Raw genomic sequence first — 22,082 nt, forward strand, 5'->3', positions numbered from 1 at the left:
TTGCGCCTGATCGTCTGGCGAAAGATGAGTAGACCGCCCAGCGGATTGCTGCGCCGAGCAGGGGCTCCGGTCGTGCTGGCAATGTCTGTCACTGTACTGCCCTCGCACCTCGGATCGGTCGTGGCACCGGCATCACCGCCTAGCCGGCAGCGATTGCAGGCACAAAGAGAGAATCCCGGTCACGACCTCCTGAACCGTCTGACGCACCGAGTTGATCTCCGCTGCGGCCTCCGCCGGTTGATTCAGATCAAGCCCGAGTCCGCGCTGCGCTCATCCCCCGCAGTTGTGGTAGCGGCACCGAGCGCCAGAGCACCTGGCCCCAGCATCGAATTCATCCACTGATTGGCGATGTTCATGGCGTTCTTTAACGGAGGAGCGTAGCGATACTCCGCCACCGGGCGGCGGGAGCTGGTTGCACGAGCATCGCAAAGGTCTCACGCATATTCATTGCAAAATCCACCTAGATGTCGAAGTCCTCTCTGATCGTACAAGGCGTTCGTTATCGCGGGACCGCCCGAGGCGGCCCCGCGGCGTCACGCACTACTGCTGAACGCAGCTTTGGACGAAGTTGATCCGGTCCACCATGCCGAGACCCTTGGCCTCCGCCTGCTTGCGGCAGCCTTCGCGCTTGTCGATCCGCAACTGGATCTTGTCGACCAGGCTTAGGCCGACAGTGCCGACTTGTGGTTCGGCCGAAGCCATCTGTCCGGCGTCGGCGGACGGACCGTCGCCGGCCGCACGCGCAGCCTCCTGCAGCCGCTTGACGTCCTCCTGGCTCAGTTTGGGTCGATCGATGTCCAGCGTGATCCTGTTGATCGTGCCGGTGAAGGCAAACGGCGTGCTGTAGTCGTTATCGTCGACCGGGGTGCCGGTATCCGACCCGATATCGAGCGCCTCATCCCACTGCAGAATGAAGGGAAGCGTATGCTCCATCTTCTCAGTCGCGACGGCGGCGCCGTCGACCTTGAGCACCCCGGTGCCGCCCTTTCCGATGCCGCTGTAGTCGCCAAACACCATGGTGGCGGCGCCGAGACCGTCATATTTGAAGTCGAACTCGATCACGTGCTTGCCAGGCGTCAGTTCAGGCCCCTCCCAACGCACCCGCTTGAGGTCGACCAGATTCCAGGTGAATACGGGCTTGTTCTTCAACACGTAGAAGCCGTATCCGCCGAACCGCCCGCCTTGCGTGATCAGCATGCCCTCGGCACCACCCTGCGGAATCTCGACGTCAGCCTTGAGATTGTAGGAGGTGTTGAGCAGACTCGGCGCATCGCCGTTCGGCGTGCCAGTGATCGGCCGGGTCCAGGCGAAGGAGGTGCGGCCCGCGCTGAGGCTCGGTCGCGGCGTCACCAATCGCCCGGCTACCGAGGAATCGAGCGGCAGCACCTGATATTTCTCCGCCTCCTTCCAGAACAGATCCTGCATCTCCTTCAGCTTGGCAGGATTTTTGGCCGCGACATCCTCGTACTGTGTCCAGTCGCCGCTGAGGTCGTAAAGCTCCCAAGGATAGTCGACCGGGTTCGGCAGCTTGACGCCTGCTGTCACCCACGGCGGCCTCAAGACTTTGGTACTGGCGATCCAACCGTCATGATAGATCGCGCGATCCGCCATCATCTCGAAATACTGCGTCTTGTGGGTCGAGGGCGCGTTCGCGTTCTTGGCGTCGAACGTGTACATCATGCTGACGCCCTCGATCGGACTCTGCTTGATGCCGTCGACGAATACCGGTTGCTTGATCTGGGCGGCCTCGAGAATGGTCGGCACGACGTCGATGACATGGTGGAATTGGGTCCGGATGCCGCCGTTGTCCTTGATCGCCGCCGGCCAGGAGATCGCCATGCCCTGGCGCGTGCCGCCGAAGTGGGAAACGATCTGCTTGGTCCAGGAGAACGGCGTGTCGAATGCCCAGGCCCAGCCGATCGACATGTGGTTGTAGGTCTTATCGGTCCCCCAGACGTCGTAGAAATATTTGAGCTGATCCTCGACCGAGGGGTTGATCTGGTTGAACATCGCCACCTCGTTCGGCGTGCCGTTCGGCTGGCCTTCCGCGCTCGTCCCGTTGTCGCCCTCGATATAGATGATCAACGTGTTGTCGAGCTTACCCATGTCCTGAATGGACTGGATCACCCGGCCGATTTCGTTGTCGGCGTACGCCGCAAACGCGGCAAAGACTTCGGCCTGACGGACGAACAGCTTCTTCTCGTCGGCCGAAAGCTGATCCCATTCCTTGATCAGATCCTTCGGCCACGGCGTCAGCTTGGCATTCTGTGGAATGACGCCCAGCCGCTTCTGGTTCTCGAAGATCGTGTCGCGCAGCTTGTTCCAGCCCTGGTCGAACAGGTGCATGTCGCTGATCTTCTTGACCCACTCCGGGGTCGGATGATGCGGCGCATGGGTTGCGCCGGGGGCGAACTTCACGAAGAACGGCGTGTCGGGCGACAGCGCGTTCATGCGGTTGACATAGTCGATCGCCTCGTCGGCCATCGCCGTCATCAAATTCCAGCCGGGCTTTCCTTCGTAGGGATAGATCGGCGTCGTGTTGCGGACGAGATTGCCGGGCTGCCACTGATTGGTGTCGCCACCCATGAAGCCGTAGAAATATTCGAAGCCCATCCCGGTCGGCCACTGGTCGAACGGACCGGCCTGGCTCGACTGGTATTCGGGCGTGTTGTGGTTCTTGCCGAACCAGGCGGTGTGATAGCCATTATCTGTCAGAATCCGGCCGATGGTCGCCTTATCCTTCGTGATGACGCTGTCATAGCCGGGATAGCCGGTCGCCTGTTCAGCGACCACGCCGTACCCTGCCGAATGATGGTTGCGCCCGGTGATCAGCGCGGCGCGCGTCGGCGAACACAGCGCCGTCGAATGGAAATTGGTGTAGCGCAGCCCGTTCTGTGCGATGCGATCCAGCGCAGGCGTCGGGATCACGCCTCCGAAGGTGCTCGGCACGCCATAGCCGGCATCGTCGGTGATGATCAGGAGCACGTTGGGCGCGCCTTTCGGCGGCACCACGCGCGAGGGCCAATACGGTTTTGAATCCCTGGCATCACGCTCGATCTTGCCGCCGAATTTTTGCGGCGGAGGCGGAAGCTGGTCGCCGGGAATGGTGATGGTCGCCGCGGGTGAGCCGGGTGGCGGTGCGGCTTGTTGAGTCTGCTGCGCGTATGCGGGAGCCAAAAAGGAAAGTGTCAGTGAAAGTGCAGTAACAATAAAGGATCGGGCGGCGCTCATTGCAATTCCTCCCTTCAAATGAGGGGCGATCATTTGCCAGCGACAAGAACAAGAACTTGATATGGATCAACACATCAAATGACGGTTCAGAAGCGGAGATATTTTTTTCCGCGCGAGCGGTAACGGGCTAGCAGTGTGCTCCTTTCGCAACATCCGGTTGTCAATTATTCTCGCCATAGTGACAGCTATAGCCCGGCGCAGCATGCCCGGTCATATTTGTCAGCATCGTATTCGGCGCTCGCACTGAGCAGGCTCGTGGTTCGGGAAGGGACTGCCATGAGAATGGGGAAGGCGCTTGCCGCGATCGCATTTGCGGCCATCGCATCAATACCTGCAAAGACCTTGGCCGATGAAAGTGGCATCAGCTTCTGGATTTCGGGCACATTCGGCAGCCTCGCTGCCACACCTCAGCAGCCGGGCTGGACGGCCGCTGCGATCTACTATCACACCTCGGTGTCCGCCGGCGGCGACGTGGCGCGCGCACGCGAAATCCAGATCGGCCGAATCCCGGCTAATTTGACCGCCACGTTGAACGCCAACGTCAATGCGAACGTGGATCTCGGCTTGCTCAACGCCACTTACGTTTTTGCAACGCCGGTGCTGGGTGGCCAGGCATCCGCCAGCCTCATCGGAATCTACGGCGCAAACACCACCTCGCTCAACGGATTGCTGACTGGTACGCTTGCAACGCCACTGGGCTCGATTCCGTTCTCGCGCTTCGATTCCATCAGCGATTCCCTGACGGCCTTTGGCGATCTGATCCCGCAATTCGCCTTGCGCTGGAATGCCGGCGTCAACAACTACATGACCTATATCACCGGTGATATTCCGGTAGGTGCCTACCAGTCCATGCGCCTCGCCAATATCGGGCTCGGACATGGGACGATCGACGCGGGCGGCGGCTACACCTATTTCAATCCACAGACCGGACACGAACTGTCCGGCGTGCTGGGCTTCACCTACAATTTCACGAACCCCGATACGCAGTATCAAAGCGGTGTCGACATGCACTTCGACTGGGGCGCTTCGCAATTCCTGAGCAAGCAGGTCCAGGTCGGTCTGGTAGGTTACGTCTACAAACAGCTCGGCTGCGACAGCGGCTCTGGCGATCGCGTCGGCTGCTTCCGTTCGCAGGTCGTGGCCGCAGGCCCGCAGGTCGGCTTCATCTTCCCGGTCGGCGACATGCAAGGCTATCTCAATTTCAAGGCTTACAAGGAATTCGCCGCGGAAAACAGGCCCGAGGGCTGGAATGCCTGGGTGACATTTGTGATCTCGCCGGCACCGCCGATGCCCACCGCGCCACCGAAGCGGATGATCACAAAGTAGTACCTACATCGCGCCGACGATCTCACCTGAGGACAGTGGCAACATTTGTTGCGCGCTTCATCAAGGCTGACACCCGGCGGTCTTTGCTTCCCATTAAAAAAAGCGCGAGTCATTTGAGATGGATCAAACCGATCGATCGCGGCTCATCTCTTACTGACAACGGGAAAAAAGGCTTCCGGGTGGTGTACTGCTTCGAGGAGGCAGGCCATGGCGCAACAAGCACTGGATGGGATTGTCGCGGACCTCCGCCCTGAGGGTCGCGAGTTTAGTGAAGCACAGTCGACTTTCGATCGTTTGCTGAGGGCCTATTTCGCAAGGCTCATGGTCGGAGAATTCCCGGCGATGGATGATGTGAGCCGGTCGTTCGAGCTTCCTCTCGCGGGTTGCTGCGCGAGCAGTTTTGTCTGCAGGCAAGGCCCATTTGATCGCAACGACCTGCGATCCGATTGGCCTGGTCCTCCAGCCCGGCCAGGCCAGTTCTGACGCGGCGCTAGCGGCATTGCAAAGTGGTTCATTTGACAGGGCTTGAAGGAGGTCAAGATGAAGATTGCGGCGTTATTTGCGGCGCTCCTCGGAAGCCAATTGTTTGTGATGCCCGTCTCCGATCGCGTCCCCGAATTGAAGGTGGAGGCGATGTGCAAGGCGACCACGGCTGACGACAAGGCAAATGGGCTCGCCCTGCCACAAAGCTTTGCCGACTGCATGCGCGACGAGACGGCTGCACAGCAGCAGCTCAACACGGTTTGGGGCACTGCTGACCGTTCCCTTCGTGCCAGTTGCGAAGTTGAAGCCACGAGCGGCGGAAGCCAGAGCTATGTCGATCTTCTCACCTGCATCCAGATGGCAGAGTGGGTGAAGTCGCCGTCAACGGCGACGCGGTTGAGGGGAGCGAGCAAGGATCGAAATTCGCAGTAATCCGGATCTCGTATCGAGAGAGCGGCTGGTTGTATTTGGCAACCCATCCGTTTGGGAAAGGCCTGATTATTTGTAGAGGGAGTGATTTGCATGAAACGCTTGTCGCTCGTCATCGGCGTGATGATAACGGCACTTGCGCCGACTCTTGCGTCGGCCCAACCGATCAATCTCACCGGCGTCTACAAATGCGTTCAGATGTGTCGGGGAAATCTCCCGGCTCAAATTACCCAGAACGGGACTGAACTTAATCTCTTGACGGAGGCAGGACAGCCGTCTCGCGCCTGGCCTGATTGGTACTGGCCGGCGAGCCGGATCTGGATCGACGCATTCAACCAGAGCGCGGTCTATTCGCCGGATGGCATGCTCATTCAGTTCGACAATGGGACGATTTGGCAACGCGATCTAGGGCCGGTCCCACCGCCACCGCGCCGGCGCAGGTAGGAGATCAGCAGCGACCAGCGGAGGGCCTCGGCCTCTGACCGGTCCTGAGTGGCAAGCAAGAGTAGCGTTCATGTAAGCAAAGGAGATCGTTATGAAAAATGCCTACAAAAAATGGTGGCTTGGCGCGGCTATCATTGCCTGCTCCGCGATCGGCTCCGTGCAGTGGTCGCCAGAGTATGTCCCGTCATTCTCGGTCGACAGCGCGCAGGCGAGGGTGGGCCGACCGGCAACTCCCGTAAGCGCTGCCGGCGTTGCTCGTCGAACAACCCGCCGCGCCGTAGTCGGCGGAGCCGCCGTAGGTGCGACCGTAGGAGCCGCTGTGGCGGCGCCGGCGTGCGCCCGTGTGCTGGTGAATGGGGTGTGGGTCTGTCGCTAAGCGAGTGGGCGGCGCAGAAGTCGGGAGTAGCGAACGGCTGCTGGCTTGCGCCGCCGCCGCGTGGCTTGCAAAAGTTCGCTATACCGGAGCGGTTTCCGAACACATCACGAGCATCGACTTCGCTATGATCGTCAGGGAAGGCGATGATGGCATTGTGCCGGTGATTTGCCCGACGTGTCAACGGATTTTCCGAATATGCAGGGAGGGCGCCGGCTGCCGCCGGCTCCTTTGCATGGGGTTGTTTTTGATATTTTGAAAAAGCGGCTCTTGGAGAGACGGCGCGACCGGCTATCCCGCGCCCAGCGTCACCGCGATAGTGTAGGTCGCAAGGCTCGCGGCATAGGCGAGCGCCAACATGTAGGCGAAGGTGGTCGCCATCCATTTCCAGCTTCCGGTCTCGCGCCGGATCACCGCGAGCGTGGAAGCGCATTGCGGGGCGAAGATGTACCAGGCGAGCAGCGACAGGGCAGTCGCCAGCGACCATTTGGTCGCCAGCACCTGGCCGATCTGCTCGGCCGCTTCCTTGCCGCCCTCGATCGCATAGACCGTGCCGAGGGCTGCCACTGCGACCTCGCGCGCCGCCATGCCCGGGATCAGGGCCACTGCGATCTGCCAGTTGAAGCCGACGGGGGCGAGCAGCGGCGCGATTGCCTTGCCGAGGATCGCCGCGAGACTGTAATTGATGGCGGGGTCCGCCGCGCCAGCGGGCGGCTGCGGGAACGAGGCCAGGAACCAGATCAAGACCATCATCGAGAAGATCGTGGTGCCGGCGCGCTGCAGGAACATTTTTGCGCGCGTGAAGATGCCGATCGCGATCGATTTCGGCCGCGGCATCTTGTAGTCGGGCAGTTCCAGCATGAAGGGCGCCGGCGCATAGTCGCGCAGCATGAAGAACTTGATCAGGAACGAGACGAGAAGCGCGCTGATGATGCCGGCGCCGTAAAGGCCGAACATCACGAGCCCCTGGAGATTGACGAAGCCCCAGACCTGCCTGGCCGGGATGAAGGCGGAGATGATCAGCGTATAGACCGGAATACGCGCCGAGCAGGTCATCAGCGGCGCAATCAGGATGGTGGTCAGCCGGTCGCGCCGGTTGTCGATCACGCGTGTCGCCATGATGCCGGGGATGGCACAGGCAAAGCTCGACAGCAGCGGAATGAAGGCGCGGCCGTGCAGCCCGGCGCCGCCCATGATGCGGTCCATCAGGAACGCGGCGCGCGCCATGTAGCCGAAATCTTCCAGCAGCAGGATGAACAGGAAGATGATGATGATCTGCGGCAGGAACACGATGACGCTGCCGACGCCGGAGATCACGCCGTTCTGAAGGAAGCTCTCCAACAACCCGGCGGGCAGGGTGTCGTGTACGAACTGTCCGAGCGCGTCGAACGAGGACGACAACAGCTCCATGAGCGGCTGCGCCCAGGCGAACACCGCCTGGAACATCACGAACAGGATCAAAGCGAGCACGATAAGGCCGCCGACGGGATGCAGCACCACGGTGTCGATCCGCGCGGTCCAGGTATCGGGCCGGCTCGGCAGGCTGACGCTGGAGGCGATGATGCGGTCAGCCTCGCGCTGCGTGGCGCGGAGTTCGGCGACGCTGAGCGGCCGCCAGCTGTTCTCTTGCGTCTGCGGCTGCACCTGCGCCGAGATCTCGTCGGTCAGATTGAGCAGGTCAGCGGTGCCGCCCTTGCGCACCGCGATGGAGGTGACCACGGGCACGCCGAGCGCGTCGGCCATCTGCGCCACGTCCACCGTGATGCCGCGGCGGGTTGCGATGTCGAACATGTTGAGCACCAGCACGATCGGTCGTCCGGTGCGCTTGAGCTCGAGCAGAAGGCGGATGGTCAGACGCAGATTGGTGGAATCGGCCACGCACAGCACGAGATCGGGCCTCGTCTCGCCCGACGCCTTGCCGAGTACGATGTCACGGGTGATCTCCTCATCCGGGCTGCGGCCGCGCAGCGAATAGGTGCCGGGCAGGTCGACGACCGAGACTTGGCGTCCCAAGGGAGTAACGAAAAAGCCTTCCTTGCGCTCGACGGTGACGCCGGGATAGTTTGCGACCTTCTGCCGGCTGCCGGTCAGCGCGTTGAACAGCGAGGTTTTGCCGCTGTTCGGCGTGCCCACCAGGGCCAGATGCAGCAGGGGAGCTTCCATGGGATCAAGAGTCTGGGTCAGAGGTCCGGTCGCTTACGCGACGATGATGGCCATGGCTTCGCGACGGCGCACCGCGATGGTGACGTTATCGACGCGCACCGCGATCGGGTCACGGCCGACGATGCCCTCGTGCAGGATTTCGACCTTGGCGCCCTCGACGAAGCCTAGCTCGATCAGGCGGCTTTCCAGTTCGACGTCCGACAGGGCCGAGCCCGCACCGCTGGCGGAAAGATGCTGGATGACGCCCGAATAGCCGCGTTGGGCCAGTCCCAGAGGCAAGCCCAAGGGCGAACCCGAGGGCATCTGTGCGGAGGTTTGCGGGAGCGTGATCGTGTCGTCGGTCATGCCCTGTATTTTCAACGGCGGCGAGACAGGTCAAGCGCGCTCACGCAGGTAGGACCGCACCTTAGAGTGATTATAAAGTGCGGGCCTCGCGGCGGCGTTTTGTCGAACGCCTTGGGGCGCTCTATTGCGCCGGGACCTTCTGTTCGGCCAGCACGGCCATAGCGCGGTTCTTGAAGTAATCGAGCACGAACAGGCGGATCGCGGACGACAGGTTGCCCTGCTGGCGATTGCTGTCGATCTCGCCCACCAGCTCCGACAGCGTCATGTTGCGCAGGCCGGAGATCTCCTTCATGCCGTTCCAGAAGGCTTCTTCCAGGCTGACGCTGGTCTTGTGGCCGGCGACGACGATCGATCGCTTGACGACGGGCGATTTCATGGCTGTTCCTCGCGCTCGATCCGATGCTGATCCAAACGCTCCTTCGCTTGGGCTTCGCGCTTCTCCTCCGCCGATCGCTCGGCCTTGCTGCGGCCGAACTTCGCCCGGTTGCCCTCCGCCCGCTTCGCCGAGGCTTCCCGCTCGGCGCGTTTCCGGAAGCGGTTCAAGTTGATGATGTTCCCCATGCCGCGTCTCCATCAGCCAATCCTCGGCAGGCAGGATGAAATCCTTGAAAACAAAGCGCTGTGCTGCGCACCACGAGACTTGATCGCCATTTGGTCCTCGTCAATCGGCCTCTGATACCATCAAACAATCAATTTCGCCCCGTCTGGGGGCAAATACCCGCCTAGCATGCGCCAGACCCAGGACATTGACGGTAATCAAATCCCTCCATTCCGGCCTCATTTTTCCTGGGGTTTTTGCCTCCGTACGATTACGGAGGGCCTATCAGAATTCGGAACTCAGCCCGGGTGGGTCATCTTCTCGGGCTGGACCAGCCGCTCGAACTCGTCCGCCGACACGAAGCCGAGCCGGAGTGCCTCTTCCTTCAGCGTGGTGCCGTTGGCATGTGCCGTTTTCGCCACCTTGGCCGCGTTGTCGTAGCCGATCTTCGGCGCCAGCGCCGTCACCAGCATCAGCGAGCGCTCCATCAGCTCGCGGATCCGCTTCTCGTCGGCGCGGATGCCCGAGACGCAATGCTCGGTGAACGAGCGCGCGGCGTCGGCGAGCAGCCGGATCGAATGCAGCATGTTGTAGGCCAGCACGGGCTTGAAGACGTTGAGCTCGAAATGGCCCTGGCTGCCGGCGAGTGTGATCGCGGTGTGATTGCCGAACACCTGACAGCACACCATGGTCATCGCCTCGCACTGGGTCGGGTTGACCTTGCCGGGCATGATTGAGGAGCCGGGCTCGTTCTCGGGCAGGATCAGTTCGCCCAGCCCCGATCGCGGACCAGATCCCAAGAGGCGGATGTCGTTGGCGATCTTGAACAGCCCCGTCGCCACCGAATTGATGGCTCCGTGCACGAGCACATAGGCATCATTCGACGCCAATGCCTCGAACTTGTTGGCGGCGCTGGTGAAGGGCAGTTTCGTGATGGTCGCAACGTGCCTGGCGAACAGACTTGCAAAGCGCGGCTTCGAGTTGAGCCCGGTGCCGACCGCGGTGCCGCCTTGCGCCAGCGGATACAGGTCCTTCACCGCGACCTTCAATCGCGCGATGCCGCTTTCGACCTGTGCGGCATAGCCGGAAAATTCCTGGCCGAGCGTCAGCGGCGTCGCATCCTGGGTATGGGTGCGGCCGATCTTGACGATCTTTGCGAACGCCTTCTCCTTCTTGCGCAGCGCGCCGAGCAGCTCGGACAGCGCGGGAATGAGATCGGCCGTGATCCGGCCGGCGGCCGCGATATGCATCGCTGTCGGGAACGAGTCGTTCGACGATTGGCTCATATTGACGTGGTCGTTAGGATGCACCGGCTTCTTGGCGCCGAGCTCGCCGCCGAGCAGCGCATTGGCGCGGTTGGCGATCACCTCGTTGAGGTTCATGTTGCTCTGGGTGCCCGAGCCGGTCTGCCACACCACCAGGGGAAAGTGATCATCGAGTTTGCCCTCGACCACCTCGCGCGCGGCGCGGATGATCGCGTTCGCTCGGCGCTGGTCGATGAGGCCGAGCTCGCGATTGGTCTGGGCTGCGGCGAGCTTGACGATGCCGAGTGCATGCACGAGCGAGATCGGCATGCGGTCTTCCCCGATGCGGAAATTCTGTCGGGAGCGTTCGGTTTGCGCACCCCAATAGCGGTCGACGGGGACCTCGATCGGACCAAAACTGTCGGTCTCGATCCGGGTGGAAGAGCGTGAGGGGCGGGTCGTCTTGTCCATGAGCACATCCATTCTGCCGCGCGGAACGCGCGCGGCTTGTCGATGCTCATCTATATAGGCGGTTTGGCCGCGCGTGGGTTCTCGCCCGTCGCGACCTGGATCATTTCTTGCGGAAGCGATCCAGTCGCACGACCTCGGCGCCGCCTTGGTTGGGGGCCGTGGGCTCGTCCTCAGCTTCCGCCTTCTCGGCAGCCGGCGCGGGGACCGAGACGGCCGAGGGAGCAGGGGCCGCGGGGAGCGCTGCGGGCGGCACTTCGGCGACATCGGAGGTGTCGAACTGGAGGCCGAATTTCACCGACGGGTCGAGGAAGCTCTTGATCGCGCTGAACGGCACCACCAGCCGCTCCGGAATGCCGCCAAAGGACAGGCCGACCTCGAAGCGGTCCTCGAGCACGGTCAGATCCCAGAACTGGTGCTGCAGGATGATCGTCATCTCGTCGGGGTACTGCGCGAGCAGCCGCGGCGACAGCTTTGCGCCCTCCGCCTTGGATACGAAGGTGATGAAGAAGTGATGCTCGCCGGGCAATCCGTGCGCTGCGGCATCGCTCAGCACCTTTCGCAGCACGCCGCGCAATGCGTCGCGTGCCAGCACGTCGTATCGGATATGATCGGTCGCCATTATGGATCCTGACTATCGGTCCTGTCGTATTTCCCGAGCCGCTGCCGCGCCGACTCGCCAAGCCGCAATGGTACCGCGCCCGACCGGTCAGCAGGAGTCCCGCCTGCGAGAAAAAATGGGCGGGAGAAAATTGGAAGTGGAGGCTTCTGTTGCCAGGTGCCTCCGAACCCCGCCTAGCGGAGCTTAACCCGCTAGGACTTTAAAGTGGTCTTTCAAACTGCGTTACGCAGCCTGAGCAACCGGAGCAAAGTTGTCGTTGGCAACTATTGCAGTAGCCCGATAACGGCGGAACAATACCGGGAAAAAGTACGCCCTTTACGCCCTCGTCGATCCTATTTCGCCCCCGCCAAAGCCCGCTCTGGGGTAGCCCGCTGGTGGGCTTTGGTGGAGGCGCCGGGTACCGCCCCCGGGTCCGAATGGTTTATTGCGACGACCGTTTATTTCCATAGCCGGCAAGCCGGCACCCCCAATATAGGGGGCAAAGGTCGGGAAAGACAGGGGTTTGGCGCGGGTTCCTTTGGAAAGGTGCTGGCCGCCCACAAGGCCGGCCTTGGCGCGGGGAGAGCCGCCCCCTTAAGCTGCCGTCATGTCCTCGGATTCGGCGCCGGCCGTTCAAGAGCCGCATATGACTGCCAAGACCGTTGCCCCGGGCCTCTTCGCCCTGTTCATGGCCTTCGCCAGGATGTCGCTGGCCGGTTTCGGCGGCGTCCTGGTGTTCGCGCGGCGGGCGATCGTGGACGACCACGGCTGGATGACGGCGGACGAGTTCAACGAGACCTTTGCGCTCTGCCACTTCCTGCCGGGCCCCAACATCGTCAACCTGTCGATGGTGTTCGGCTCGCGGCTGCGCGGGCTTGCCGGCGGCGTTGCCGCCTTCGCCGGGTTGTTGGTGCCGCCGACGCTGATCATGACGGCTCTCGCCGTGCTCTACGCCCATTTCGGCGAGCTCGAGGTCTTGCGCCGGACACTTGCGGGCGTGTCCTGCGCGGCCGTCGGGCTGCTGATCGCGGTGGTGTTTCGCATGATGACGCCGCTCTTGAAGCGCGCCGACGTCATTGCCCTCGTCCTGATGGCCGCCGTCTTGGTTGCGATCGGCGTGCTGCGGCTGCCGCTGCAAGCCGTGCTGCTGGTTGCGATGCCTGCCAGCATCGCTGTCACGGTTGTTCTGCGACGGAAGGTAGCAGCATGAATGGCCAGAACCCGATCTGGGCGCTGATCTCGACCTTCGCACTGATGTCGCTGTTCGCGGTCGGCGGTGCGGCCGCAGCGGTGCCGGAGATGCACCGCATCGCCGTCGACGTGCATCACTGGATGACTGACAAGCAGTTTGCCGACGCCTTTGCAATCTCGCAGCTCTCGCCCGGACCGAACGTCCTGATCGTCACGTTGATCGGCTATGCGGTTGCAGGCATTCCCGGCGCGCTTGCGGCAACGCTTGCGATGTGCCTGCCGACGGCCCTGCTTGCCTACTATGTGAGCCGCCTCCTCAACCGGCCCAGCCAGTCGTGCTGGCCCGCGATGATCCAGGCCGCACTGGTTCCGCTGTCGATCGGCCTGATGGCGGCAAGCGCCCTGATCCTCGCCCAATCCACTACTCACACCGTGATTGCCGCGCTGCTGATGGCGGGCGTTGCGGTGCTTGCCTCGGTGTCGCGCGTCAATCCGCTCTGGTTGTTGCTCGCCGGGGGTGTCTTGGGATTTGCTGGCGTTGTGTAATGAAAGTCGCTAGGCAATGATGCTGGTGGTGGGGATCTAATTCCATCCAATAGAACAACAAGGCTCGTGACTTACGGGTCGCGGAGGAGACATGCATGGCCGACACAATGGGCCACTCGGCGACAGCGACGCGAAACACATCGGTCGCAATCGGCATCGTCCTGCTGGCGCTCGCGCCGCAGATTTTCGAGTTCATCTGGTCGATCGGGACGATCTTCGGATGGGGTGGCGGGCGCGGCCCGGCGACCGTTCTGATCAGCCATGCGACCGCGCTTCTGGCGGGAGCGCCTGCTGCAGCGTTCGGGGCGTTCGGCGCTGACGCCAAGAAGGCGCTGTCCTCGGACGTTCTGCTGGCGCTGATCTACTCCTATCCGCTGTTTGCAGTCGCTATCCTGACGCTCTTCATGATCATCCGTGCGCCGCAGGACTATATTGGCGGCATCGTGCTAATGGCGGTGGCGCTGTTCGCGCTGTGGGCGTCCAGTGACCTGCATGGCATGCAGGGCTTCAAGTTCGGCGCCGGCACCGCGCCGCGCATGTTCGGCGGGCTGCTGGTCGCGCTGGCTGCCGCCATCGCGCTGACCGGACTCCTGAACGAGGGCGCGGGGCTCTCGCATTATTCCTGGCGCGGGCCGTTGTTCGTGATGGCGGCGATTGTCTTCTTCGCCCTGGCGATCCGCCCGCTGGGCCTGATCGTCTGCGCGTTCGCCAGCTTCCTGATCGCGGCGACCGGCTCGCATGAGACACGCTGGATCGAGGCCGTCATCGTCGGCGCCTGCCTGACGCTCGGCTGCGCGCTGCTATTTCCTTACGTGCTGGGATTGCCGATGCCGATGTTCCCGCGATTCCTGGTCCAGTGAGGGGCGTGATGGTTGATCTCTTTCACAATCTGGGCCTCGGCTTCGGCGTCGTGTTTCAAGTCAGCTGGTGGTCTCCCTGGTGGCTCTTCGGTTTGTCGCTTCCGATCTCGATCAATATCCTCATGTGCCTGATCGGGGCTCTCGTCGGCACGCTGGTCGGCGTGCTGCCGGGCATCGGCACGGTCGCAACGGTCGCGATGCTGCTGCCGATCACCTTCGGGCTGCCGCCGGTTGGCGCGCTGATCATGCTCGCGGGCATCTATTACGGCGCCCAATATGGCGGCTCGACCACCTCGATCCTGGTCAACATCCCCGGTGAAGCGACCTCCGTCGTCACGGCCATCGACGGCCATCAGATGGCCAAGCAGGGCCGCGCCGGTCCCGCGCTGGCGATCGCGGCGATCGGCTCATTCTTCGCCGGCTGCGTGGCGACCGTCCTGATCGCCGTTCTCGGCGCGCCCCTGACCAAGCTCGCGTTGGCGTTCGGTCCGGCCGAATACTTCTCGCTGATGGTGCTCGGCCTGATCTTTGCGGTGGTGCTGGCGAAAGGTTCGGTGCTCAAGGCGATTGCCATGATCGTGTTCGGCCTATTGTTGTCGATGGTCGGCTCCGACATCGAGACCGGCGCCTCGCGCATGGCCTTCAATATTCCGGAGCTCGCCGACGGCCTCGGCTTTGCGACGGTTGCGATGGGCGTGTTCGGCTTTGCCGAGATCATCCGCAACCTCGACGCCGGCGCGGAGATGAACCGCGACCTCGTGCAGCAGAAGATCACGGGATTGATGCCGACCAGGAAGGACCTGATCGACTCGGCGCCCGCGATCGGACGCGGCACCGTGCTCGGTTCCATCCTCGGCATCCTCCCCGGCGGCGGCGCGGTCATCGCGTCCTTCGCCGCCTATACGCTGGAGAAGAAGATCGCGAGGAATCCTTCGCGCTTCGGTCGCGGTGCGATCGAAGGCGTGGCTTCGCCGGAGAGCGCCAACAACGCGGCGGCGCAAACCTCCTTCATCCCGCTGCTCACGCTTGGCATCCCGCCGAACGCGGTGATGGCCTTGATGGTCGGCGCGATGACCATTCACGGTATCGTGCCGGGCCCGCAGGTGATGCAGAAGCAGCCGGACCTCGTCTGGGGCATGATCGCCTCGATGTGGATCGGCAATCTGATGCTGATCATCATCAACCTGCCGCTGGTCGGCATTTGGGTACGCCTGTTGCGCGTGCCCTACCGGCTGATGTTCCCCTCGATCGTGATCTTTTGCGCGATCGGCATCTACTCGGTGAACAACGCGCCGGTCGACGTCATTCTCGCAGGCGTGTTTGGCCTGGTCGGCTACTGGCTGATCAAGCACGATTTCGAGCCCGCGCCGCTGCTGCTCGGCATGGTGCTCGGACCGCTGATGGAGGAGAACCTGCGCCGCGCGTTGCTGATCTCGCGCGGCGACTGGAGCGTGTTCGTGACGCGTCCGCTCTCCGCCGTGCTGCTCGCGATCGCAGCCGCCCTGCTGGTTCTCACCGTCCTGCCGGTGTTGCGCGCCAAGCGCGACGAGGTGTTCACGGAATCGGAGAACTGAACCCGGCACTTGCCAACTTGGCTAGTATTATCAAAAGGGTAGGGCTAGGGCGGGACGCAAGTTCCGCCCCTTGTCGTTTGCCGGCGGAACGCTCACTTTTCCGGGTATAATCTGTGCGAAGCAGCGAATCACTGCTGTCGCAGCACGGGGCCGGCCGCTAAGTTCGCCGTCCCCCCAAAGGGCCCATAGCGCACGCATGCACCAGTATCAGGACCTGCTCGAGCGGATTCTCTCAGACGGCGTCGAGAAGCGCGACCGGACCGGCACCGGCACGCTGTCTGTGTTCGGCCACCAGATGCGCTTCAACCTTGCCGCCGGCTTTCCGATGCTGACCACCAAGCGCTTGCCGCTGAAGGCGATCGTGCATGAGTTGCTGTGGTTCCTGAAGGGCGACACCAACATCAAGTACCTCAAGGACAACGGCGTCACCATCTGGGACGAATGGGCCGATGCCAGCGGCGATCTCGGGCCGGTCTACGGCCATCAATGGCGCTCCTGGCCCACGGCCGACGGGCGTAGCATCGACCAGATCGCCAATGTCGTTGACATGATCAAGCGAAACCCGGATTCGCGCCGGCTGATCGTGACCGCCTGGAATCCTGCCGATGTTGAGAAGATGGCGCTGCCACCCTGCCATCTGCTGTTCCAGTTCTATGTCGCGAACGGCAAATTGTCGTGCCAGCTCTACCAGCGCTCGGCCGATGTCTTCCTCGGCGTGCCCTTCAATATCGCGTCCTATGCGCTGCTCACCATGATGGTCGCGCAAGTCACGGGCCTGAAGCCCGGCGACTTCGTGCACTCGCTCGGCGACACCCATCTCTATTCCAATCACCTGGAACAGGCGCGGCTGCAACTGACACGGACGCCGCGTCCATTGCCGGTGATGCGGATCAATCCGGACGTGAAGGACATCTTCTCCTTCTGCTACGAGGATTTCGAGCTGGTCGGCTACGATCCGCATCCGCACATCAAGGCGGAAGTTGCCGTCTAAATGTCGCTCAGCATCCGCCGCGCGCGCCCGGGTGAGACCGGGCTCGTTCTCTCCTTGATCCGCGAACTCGCCGAGTACGAGAAGCTCGCGCACGAGGTCGAGGCGACCGAGGCGATGATTGCGGATGCGCTGTTCGGCGACAACCCGAGGCTCTATTGCGCGATCACCGAATGGAACGGCGAGGTGGTCGGATTTGCGGTGTGGTTCGTCAATTTCTCAACCTTCAGCGGCCGCCACGGCATCTATCTCGAGGACCTCTACGTGCGACCGTCGCATCGCGGAAAGGGCATCGGCAAGGCGCTACTCAACTATCTCGCGAAGGAATGCGTAGACAACGGCTGGTCGCGGCTGCAATGGGCGGTGCTCGACTGGAACGCGCCGTCGATCGCGTTCTACCAGTCGCTCGGCGCGGTCATGATGGATGACTGGACGCTGTGCCGCGTCACCGGTGACGCATTGACGCGGCTTGCAGGGAAGGCGCCCTGATGGAGATCGTCTTCGTCGTCGCCATCGCGGAGAACGGCGTCATCGGCGCCGGCAACGCCATCCCCTGGCGGCTGAAATCCGACATGCATCGCTTCAAGGCGCTCACCATCGGCAAGCCCGTGGTGATGGGCCGCAAGACCTTCGAGTCGCTGCCCCGGCCGCTGCCGGGCCGCACCAACATCGTCATCACCCGCCATGCGAGCTTCCGTGCGGCTGGCGCCGTCGTGACCACGTCCTCGGCGGATGCCTATGCGATCGCGCGCGGCGATGCCCTGCGGCGCTCGGTCGCCGAGATCGCGGTGATCGGCGGGGCCGAAATATATCGCCAATGGCTCGATCGCGCCGACCGCCTCGAAGTCACCGAGGTGCATGCGCGGCCCGAGGGCGATACTGTTTTTGAGATCAGCACGGCGGAGTGGGAGGAGGTCGCGCGTGTCCGCCATCCGGCGGGGCCGGACGACAGCGCCGATTTCTCGTATGTGACATATCGTCGGCGGCCGCAACGTTAACCGCTTTTACCAATGTTTACATTGACATTTCCTCAGCGCGGCATAGCTCGGTGACGGTCAGGCGTGCGTTGTAAGGGGACAAGGCCTCCCCTATAAAGCCGGACCGGACAAAGCAGGCGGGGGCAATTCCAGACCCGGCCGAGGAGACTGTCGAATGCCGTGGAAGAATCAGGGCGGTGGCCCTTGGGGCTCGGGCTCGAAGGGGCCATGGGGCACAGGACCGCAACCGGTCGGGCCGAGGCCGCCGGATCTGGAAGACCTTCTGCGGCGCGGCCAAGACCGCCTTCAGCAGCTTCTGCCCGGCGGTTATTTCAGCGGCCTCGGCATCACGGTCATCGTGCTGTTCATCGTCGCGATCTGGCTCGCCTCGGGTTTCTTCCGCGTGCAGTCGGAAGAGCTCGGCGTCGTCCTGCGCTTCGGCAAGCATGTACGCACCGTGCAGCCGGGCCTGAATTACCATCTGCCTTATCCGATCGAGACGGTGCTGCTGCCCAAGGCGCTGCGTGTATCGACCATTTCCATCGGCATGACGCTGATCGACGATCCCTCCAGGCGCGGCCGGACCATCCGCGACGTGCCGGAAGAGAGCCTGATGCTGACCGGCGACGAGAATATCGTCGACGTCGACTTCACCGTGCTCTGGCGCATCAAGCCCGACGGCGTCGGCGACTTCCTGTTCAACATCCAGAATCCGGAAGGGACCGTGAAGGCGGTCGCCGAAAGCGCGATGCGCGAGGTGATCGGCCGCTCGCAGATCCAGCCGATCCTGACCGGCGCCCGCAACACCACCGAGCAGGGCGTGCAGGAATTGATGCAAAGGACGCTCGACAGCTACGGCTCCGGCATCCTGATTACCCAGGTGCAGATGCAGAAGGTCGACCCGCCGGCGCAGGTCATCGATGCCTTCCGCGACGTGCAGGCGGCGCGCGCCGATCTCGAGCGGTTGCAGAACGAGGCGCAGACCTATGCCAATCGCGTCGTGCCGGAAGCGCGCGGCCGCGCCGCGCAGATCCTCCAGGCCGCCGAAGGCTACAGTCAGCAGGCGGTCGCCGAGGCCAAGGGTCAGAGCGCGCGCTTTTTGAAAGTGTACGAGGAATACAAGAAGGCGCCCGACGTGACGCGTGAACGGATCTATTTGGAGACGATGGAGCGCGTGCTCGGCGGTTCGGAGAAGCTCGTGTATGACGGCGGAGCGACGGGACAAGGCGGCGTCGTGCCCTATCTTCCGCTCAACGAGCTGACGCCCAAGCGGCCAGCGGCGACCTCCGGTCAGCAGGGCGGGGGAACCCGATGAGGTCTCCGGTTACAGGCATCGTCTCGCTGATCGCCCTGCTGCTCATCCTGATCGTGGCCTATAGCTCGGTCTTCACGGTGCAACAGACCGAGCAGGCGCTCGTGGTTCGCCTCGGTGAGCCCGTCAAGGTCGTCACCGAGCCCGGGCTGAATTTCAAGGCGCCGTTCATCGACAGCGTAATCAGCATCGACAAGCGCATCCTCGATCTGGAAAACCCGTCGCAGGAAGTGATTGCCTCCGACCAGAAGCGGCTCGTGGTCGACGCATTTGCGCGTTACCGCATCAAGAACGCGCTGCGCTTCTATCAGAGTGTCGGCTCGATCCAGGCCGCCAATCTCCAGCTCACTACGCTGCTGAACGCGGCGCTGCGCCGCGTGCTCGGCGAGGTCAGCTTCATCACCGTGGTGCGTGACGAGCGCGAGAAGCTGATGGGCCGCATCCGCGAGCAGCTCGACCGCGAGGCCGACGGCTACGGCATCGAGGTCGTCGACGTCCGGATCCGCCGCGCCGATTTGCCCGAGCAGAACAGCCAGGCCGTCTACGATCGGATGAAGACCGAGCGCCAGCGCGAAGCGGCCGAGTTCCGTGCCCAGGGCGGCCAGAAGGCGCAGGAAATCCGTTCCAAGGCCGATCGCGAGGCGACCGTGATTGTCGCGGAAGCCAACTCGCAGGCCGAGCAGACGCGCGGCGCTGGCGATGCCGAGCGCAATCGCCTGTTCGCCGAAGCCTACAGCAAGGACCAGGACTTCTTCGCCTTCTACCGTTCGATGACGGCCTACGAGAATGGGCTGCGCTCGAGCGACACCCGCTATCTGCTGCGGCCGGATTCGGAATTCTTCCGGTACTTCGGTAGCCCGAGCGGCAGGGTGGGCGCCGAAGCGCAGGCGGCACCGAAACAATAAAACGAAACGAGGGGCGGCGCCGGCGCCGCCCCTTCGCGGAACAAGAACGGAAAAAGGGGAGGTTCCAGTCCGATGAGGTCCATAGCGTTTGCCGACTTCCTCATCGGCTTGGGCATCCTGTTTGTGCTGGAAGGCTTGATGTTCGCGGCAAGTCCCGCCTGGATGCGAAAGGCGATGAAGAGCGCGCTTGCAACTCCCGATCACATCCTGCGCGCCGTGGGCATCGGCTCGGCCGTCGCCGGCTTGGTCCTGATCTGGTGGTTTCGGCGCCACTGAGCCCGACACCTCCGACGCGAACGCTAAATTGAAGCGAAGCCGCCGGTTTTTCGCCGTATTATGAGGCCCGTTAACCTCCGTGCTTGCGCCGCCACCCCGTTCGAGCGCAGTCTGGAGCACGAATCCCTCATTCTCGTTCGGAGATCACAATGACCGCTGCCACCATTGCCACGACCCGTTTGCGCCACTGCGTGCGACTTGGGCTGGCTGCGATCGCCATCAGCGCGTTCAGCGCGTTCGGCTCGCCGGCTTACGCGCGCGGACCGGAGGGCATCGCCGACGTCGCCGAGAAGGTGATCGATGCGGTCGTCAACATCTCGACTTCGCAGACCGTCGAAGCCAAAGGCGGCGGCACCAACACCATGCCGCAATTGCCGCCGGGCTCGCCCTTCGAGGAGTTCTTCGACGACTTCTTCAAGAACCGCCGCGGTCCCGGCGGCGGCAGCAAGGGCGGCGACAGAGGCGACAGCGGCCCGCCGCGCAAGACCAACTCGCTGGGCTCCGGTTTCATCGTCGACACCTCCGGCATCGTCGTGACCAACAATCACGTCATCGCGGATGCCGACGAGATCAACGTCATTCTCAACGACGGCACCAAGATCAAGGCCGACCTCGTCGGCGTCGACAAGAAGACCGACCTCGCAGTGTTGAAGTTCAAGCCGCCGAAGCCGCTGGTCGCGGTGAAGTTCGGCGACTCCGACAAGCTGCGTCTCGGCGACTGGGTGGTTGCGATCGGCAACCCCTTCAGCCTCGGCGGTACGGTGACGGCCGGCATCGTCTCGGCCAAGAACCGCGACATCTCGTCGGGCCCCTATGACAGCTACATCCAGACTGACGCCGCCATCAACCGCGGCAATTCCGGCGGCCCGCTGTTCAATCTCGAAGGCGAGGTCATCGGCGTCAACACTCTGATCATCTCGCCCTCAGGCGGCTCGATCGGCATCGGCTTCGCCGTGCCGTCGAAGACCGTGGCTGGCGTCGTCGACCAGCTTCGCCAGTTCGGCGAACTGCGGCGCGGCTGGCTCGGCGTGCGCATCCAGAGCGTGACGGACGAGATCGCCGAAAGCCTCAACATCAAGCCGTCACGTGGCGCGCTGGTCGCAGGTGTCGATGAGAAGGGCCCGGCAAAGCCCGCCGGCATCGAGCCGGGCGACGTCGTCGTCAAGTTCGACGGCAAGGACATCAAGGACCCGAAGGATCTCTCCCGCGTCGTCGCCGATACGGCGGTCGACAAGGAGGTCGACGTCGTCGTCATCCGCAAGGGCCAGGAGGAAACCAAGCACGTCAAGCTCGGCCGCTTGCAGGATCCCGACAAGGTCCAGGCCGCAGTGAAGACCGACGAGCCGGCGCCGGAGAAGCCGGTAACGCAGAAGGCGCTCGGCCTCGATCTGGCGACGCTGAACAAGGACCTGCGCACCCGCTACAAGATCAAGGACACCGTGAAGGGCGTGGTCGTCACCAATGTCGATGCAAATTCGGATGCCGCCGAGAAGCGGCTTTCCGCCGGCGACGTCATCGTCGAGGTGGCGCAGGAGGCCGTGTCCAGCGGCGCCGACGTCCAGAAGCGCATCGACCAGCTCAAGAAGGACGGCAAGAAGTCGGTGCTGCTGCTCGTCTCCAACGGCGATGGCGAGTTGAGGTTCGTGGCGCTGAGCGTGCAGTAAGGCTCGTTGTGAGGCGGGACTGTGCGGCCACACACTAACTGTCATGCCCCGCGAAAGCGGGCATCCAGTACGCCGCGGCCTTTCCGTATCCCCGTGCTGTCTCTGGAATGCTGGATCACCCGCCTGCGCGGGTGATGACGGCGG

General features: G+C 63.0%; 22 protein-coding genes and 1 other RNA gene. 15 read left to right on the top strand and 8 right to left on the bottom strand.

The window, feature by feature from the left end:
* Positions 1-540: 540 nt before the first annotated feature.
* A complete protein-coding gene (locus QA640_RS12345) occupies positions 541-3,231 on the bottom strand; it encodes an arylsulfatase (protein WP_283040897.1) in 2,691 nt (896 codons plus the stop codon).
* 282 nt (positions 3,232-3,513) lie between these two features.
* Here QA640_RS12345 and QA640_RS12350 point away from each other — a divergent pair, with 282 nt between their 5' ends.
* The 4 genes from QA640_RS12350 to QA640_RS12365 all read left to right on the top strand — a co-directional run bounded on the left by QA640_RS12350 (position 3,514) and on the right by QA640_RS12365 (position 6,289).
* Positions 3,514-4,557 (top strand): transporter, encoded by a 1,044-nt coding sequence (locus tag QA640_RS12350; protein ID WP_283042777.1) that lies wholly within the window; start codon positions 3,514-3,516, stop codon positions 4,555-4,557.
* Between the two features lie 540 nt (positions 4,558-5,097).
* Positions 5,098-5,472, top strand: a complete 375-nt coding sequence (locus QA640_RS12355) for a hypothetical protein (protein ID WP_283040898.1) — start codon at positions 5,098-5,100, stop codon at positions 5,470-5,472.
* A gap of 81 nt (positions 5,473-5,553) precedes the next feature.
* Positions 5,554-5,913 carry a hypothetical protein gene (locus QA640_RS12360; protein WP_283040899.1) on the top strand — a complete coding sequence of 120 codons (360 nt, stop codon included), beginning with the start codon at positions 5,554-5,556 and terminating at the stop codon, positions 5,911-5,913.
* A gap of 91 nt (positions 5,914-6,004) precedes the next feature.
* Entirely contained in the window at positions 6,005-6,289 is a 285-nt protein-coding gene (locus QA640_RS12365) for a hypothetical protein (RefSeq protein ID WP_283040900.1), read from the top strand.
* Positions 6,290-6,577: 288 nt separating this feature from the next.
* Here the strand turns inward: QA640_RS12365 and QA640_RS12370 are convergent, their stop codons facing one another.
* From QA640_RS12370 to ssrA, 7 genes are all read right to left on the bottom strand, one after another.
* Positions 6,578-8,449 carry a ferrous iron transporter B gene (locus QA640_RS12370; protein WP_283040901.1) on the bottom strand — a complete coding sequence of 624 codons (1,872 nt, stop codon included), beginning with the start codon at positions 8,447-8,449 and terminating at the stop codon, positions 6,578-6,580.
* A 33-nt stretch (positions 8,450-8,482) separates the two neighbouring features.
* Positions 8,483-8,752 (bottom strand): FeoA family protein, encoded by a 270-nt coding sequence (locus tag QA640_RS12375; protein WP_283042778.1) that lies wholly within the window; start codon positions 8,750-8,752, stop codon positions 8,483-8,485.
* Positions 8,753-8,915: 163 nt separating this feature from the next.
* A complete protein-coding gene (locus QA640_RS12380) occupies positions 8,916-9,170 on the bottom strand; it encodes a ribbon-helix-helix domain-containing protein (protein ID WP_283040902.1) in 255 nt (84 codons plus the stop codon).
* Complete coding sequence (locus QA640_RS12385) at positions 9,167-9,355, bottom strand: DUF4169 family protein (RefSeq protein WP_283040903.1); 189 nt, start codon at positions 9,353-9,355, stop codon at positions 9,167-9,169. Before QA640_RS12385 ends, QA640_RS12380 begins: the two co-directional genes overlap by 4 nt.
* 276 nt (positions 9,356-9,631) lie before the next feature.
* Positions 9,632-11,059, bottom strand: coding sequence for a class II fumarate hydratase (fumC, locus tag QA640_RS12390; RefSeq protein ID WP_283040904.1), 1,428 nt, complete (start codon positions 11,057-11,059; stop codon positions 9,632-9,634).
* Positions 11,060-11,147: 88 nt separating this feature from the next.
* Positions 11,148-11,666 (bottom strand): ClpXP protease specificity-enhancing factor SspB, encoded by a 519-nt coding sequence (locus QA640_RS12395; RefSeq protein ID WP_027524421.1) that lies wholly within the window; start codon positions 11,664-11,666, stop codon positions 11,148-11,150.
* Between the two features lie 135 nt (positions 11,667-11,801).
* Positions 11,802-12,167, bottom strand: a transfer-messenger RNA (tmRNA) gene (gene ssrA / locus QA640_RS12400).
* Between the two features lie 85 nt (positions 12,168-12,252).
* Between ssrA and QA640_RS12405 the strand changes: the two genes are divergently transcribed.
* From QA640_RS12405 to QA640_RS12455, 11 genes are all read left to right on the top strand, one after another.
* Positions 12,253-12,855 carry a chromate transporter gene (locus tag QA640_RS12405; protein WP_283040906.1) on the top strand — a complete coding sequence of 201 codons (603 nt, stop codon included), beginning with the start codon at positions 12,253-12,255 and terminating at the stop codon, positions 12,853-12,855.
* Positions 12,852-13,382 carry a chromate transporter gene (locus QA640_RS12410; protein WP_283040907.1) on the top strand — a complete coding sequence of 177 codons (531 nt, stop codon included), beginning with the start codon at positions 12,852-12,854 and terminating at the stop codon, positions 13,380-13,382. The genes QA640_RS12405 and QA640_RS12410 overlap by 4 nt, the downstream gene beginning before the upstream one ends.
* Before the next feature lie 95 nt (positions 13,383-13,477).
* Positions 13,478-14,242 carry a tripartite tricarboxylate transporter TctB family protein gene (locus QA640_RS12415; protein WP_283040908.1) on the top strand — a complete coding sequence of 255 codons (765 nt, stop codon included), beginning with the start codon at positions 13,478-13,480 and terminating at the stop codon, positions 14,240-14,242.
* An 8-nt stretch (positions 14,243-14,250) separates the two neighbouring features.
* Positions 14,251-15,816, top strand: a complete 1,566-nt coding sequence (locus tag QA640_RS12420) for a tripartite tricarboxylate transporter permease (RefSeq protein WP_283040909.1) — start codon at positions 14,251-14,253, stop codon at positions 15,814-15,816.
* 196 nt (positions 15,817-16,012) lie between these two features.
* Positions 16,013-16,807, top strand: coding sequence for a thymidylate synthase (locus QA640_RS12425; RefSeq protein WP_283040910.1), 795 nt, complete (start codon positions 16,013-16,015; stop codon positions 16,805-16,807).
* Positions 16,808-17,293, top strand: coding sequence for a GNAT family N-acetyltransferase (locus QA640_RS12430; RefSeq protein WP_283040911.1), 486 nt, complete (start codon positions 16,808-16,810; stop codon positions 17,291-17,293).
* Complete coding sequence (locus tag QA640_RS12435; RefSeq protein ID WP_283040912.1) at positions 17,293-17,802, top strand: dihydrofolate reductase; 510 nt, start codon at positions 17,293-17,295, stop codon at positions 17,800-17,802. The genes QA640_RS12430 and QA640_RS12435 overlap by 1 nt, the downstream gene beginning before the upstream one ends.
* Positions 17,803-17,956: 154 nt before the next feature.
* Positions 17,957-19,096, top strand: coding sequence for an FtsH protease activity modulator HflK (gene hflK, locus QA640_RS12440; RefSeq protein WP_283040913.1), 1,140 nt, complete (start codon positions 17,957-17,959; stop codon positions 19,094-19,096).
* Positions 19,093-19,998: a protease modulator HflC gene (locus QA640_RS12445; protein ID WP_283040914.1), complete on the top strand. Its 906-nt coding sequence runs from the start codon at positions 19,093-19,095 to the stop codon at positions 19,996-19,998. Before hflK ends, QA640_RS12445 begins: the two co-directional genes overlap by 4 nt.
* A gap of 72 nt (positions 19,999-20,070) precedes the next feature.
* Positions 20,071-20,274, top strand: coding sequence for a DUF2065 domain-containing protein (locus QA640_RS12450; RefSeq protein WP_283040916.1), 204 nt, complete (start codon positions 20,071-20,073; stop codon positions 20,272-20,274).
* Between the two features lie 149 nt (positions 20,275-20,423).
* Positions 20,424-21,938: a Do family serine endopeptidase gene (locus QA640_RS12455; RefSeq protein ID WP_283040917.1), complete on the top strand. Its 1,515-nt coding sequence runs from the start codon at positions 20,424-20,426 to the stop codon at positions 21,936-21,938.
* Positions 21,939-22,082: the final 144 nt, after the last annotated feature.

This window comes from Bradyrhizobium sp. CB82 (assembly GCF_029714405.1).
Taxonomy (GTDB): domain Bacteria; phylum Pseudomonadota; class Alphaproteobacteria; order Rhizobiales; family Xanthobacteraceae; genus Bradyrhizobium.

What these genes read in the sequence shown, in the direction of transcription:
- QA640_RS12350 (WP_283042777.1), top strand. Translation starts at nt 3,514, where the DNA reads ATGGGGAAGGCGCTTGCCGCGATCGCATTTGCGGCCATCGCATCAATA.
- QA640_RS12385 (WP_283040903.1), bottom strand. Translation starts at nt 9,355, where the DNA reads ATGGGGAACATCATCAACTTGAACCGCTTCCGGAAACGCGCCGAGCGG.
- QA640_RS12425 (WP_283040910.1), top strand. Translation starts at nt 16,013, where the DNA reads ATGCACCAGTATCAGGACCTGCTCGAGCGGATTCTCTCAGACGGCGTC.
- QA640_RS12410 (WP_283040907.1), top strand. Translation starts at nt 12,852, where the DNA reads ATGAATGGCCAGAACCCGATCTGGGCGCTGATCTCGACCTTCGCACTG.
- QA640_RS12355 (WP_283040898.1), top strand. Translation starts at nt 5,098, where the DNA reads ATGAAGATTGCGGCGTTATTTGCGGCGCTCCTCGGAAGCCAATTGTTT.
- QA640_RS12435 (WP_283040912.1), top strand. Translation starts at nt 17,293, where the DNA reads ATGGAGATCGTCTTCGTCGTCGCCATCGCGGAGAACGGCGTCATCGGC.
- QA640_RS12405 (WP_283040906.1), top strand. Translation starts at nt 12,253, where the DNA reads ATGTCCTCGGATTCGGCGCCGGCCGTTCAAGAGCCGCATATGACTGCC.
- QA640_RS12455 (WP_283040917.1), top strand. Translation starts at nt 20,424, where the DNA reads ATGACCGCTGCCACCATTGCCACGACCCGTTTGCGCCACTGCGTGCGA.
- QA640_RS12420 (WP_283040909.1), top strand. Translation starts at nt 14,251, where the DNA reads ATGGTTGATCTCTTTCACAATCTGGGCCTCGGCTTCGGCGTCGTGTTT.
- fumC (WP_283040904.1), bottom strand. Translation starts at nt 11,059, where the DNA reads ATGGATGTGCTCATGGACAAGACGACCCGCCCCTCACGCTCTTCCACC.
- QA640_RS12375 (WP_283042778.1), bottom strand. Translation starts at nt 8,752, where the DNA reads ATGCCCTCGGGTTCGCCCTTGGGCTTGCCTCTGGGACTGGCCCAACGC.
- hflK (WP_283040913.1), top strand. Translation starts at nt 17,957, where the DNA reads ATGCCGTGGAAGAATCAGGGCGGTGGCCCTTGGGGCTCGGGCTCGAAG.
- QA640_RS12415 (WP_283040908.1), top strand. Translation starts at nt 13,478, where the DNA reads ATGGCCGACACAATGGGCCACTCGGCGACAGCGACGCGAAACACATCG.
- QA640_RS12345 (WP_283040897.1), bottom strand. Translation starts at nt 3,231, where the DNA reads ATGAGCGCCGCCCGATCCTTTATTGTTACTGCACTTTCACTGACACTT.
- QA640_RS12445 (WP_283040914.1), top strand. Translation starts at nt 19,093, where the DNA reads ATGAGGTCTCCGGTTACAGGCATCGTCTCGCTGATCGCCCTGCTGCTC.
- QA640_RS12380 (WP_283040902.1), bottom strand. Translation starts at nt 9,170, where the DNA reads ATGAAATCGCCCGTCGTCAAGCGATCGATCGTCGTCGCCGGCCACAAG.
- QA640_RS12370 (WP_283040901.1), bottom strand. Translation starts at nt 8,449, where the DNA reads ATGGAAGCTCCCCTGCTGCATCTGGCCCTGGTGGGCACGCCGAACAGC.
- QA640_RS12395 (WP_027524421.1), bottom strand. Translation starts at nt 11,666, where the DNA reads ATGGCGACCGATCATATCCGATACGACGTGCTGGCACGCGACGCATTG.
- QA640_RS12365 (WP_283040900.1), top strand. Translation starts at nt 6,005, where the DNA reads ATGAAAAATGCCTACAAAAAATGGTGGCTTGGCGCGGCTATCATTGCC.
- QA640_RS12430 (WP_283040911.1), top strand. Translation starts at nt 16,808, where the DNA reads ATGTCGCTCAGCATCCGCCGCGCGCGCCCGGGTGAGACCGGGCTCGTT.
- QA640_RS12450 (WP_283040916.1), top strand. Translation starts at nt 20,071, where the DNA reads ATGAGGTCCATAGCGTTTGCCGACTTCCTCATCGGCTTGGGCATCCTG.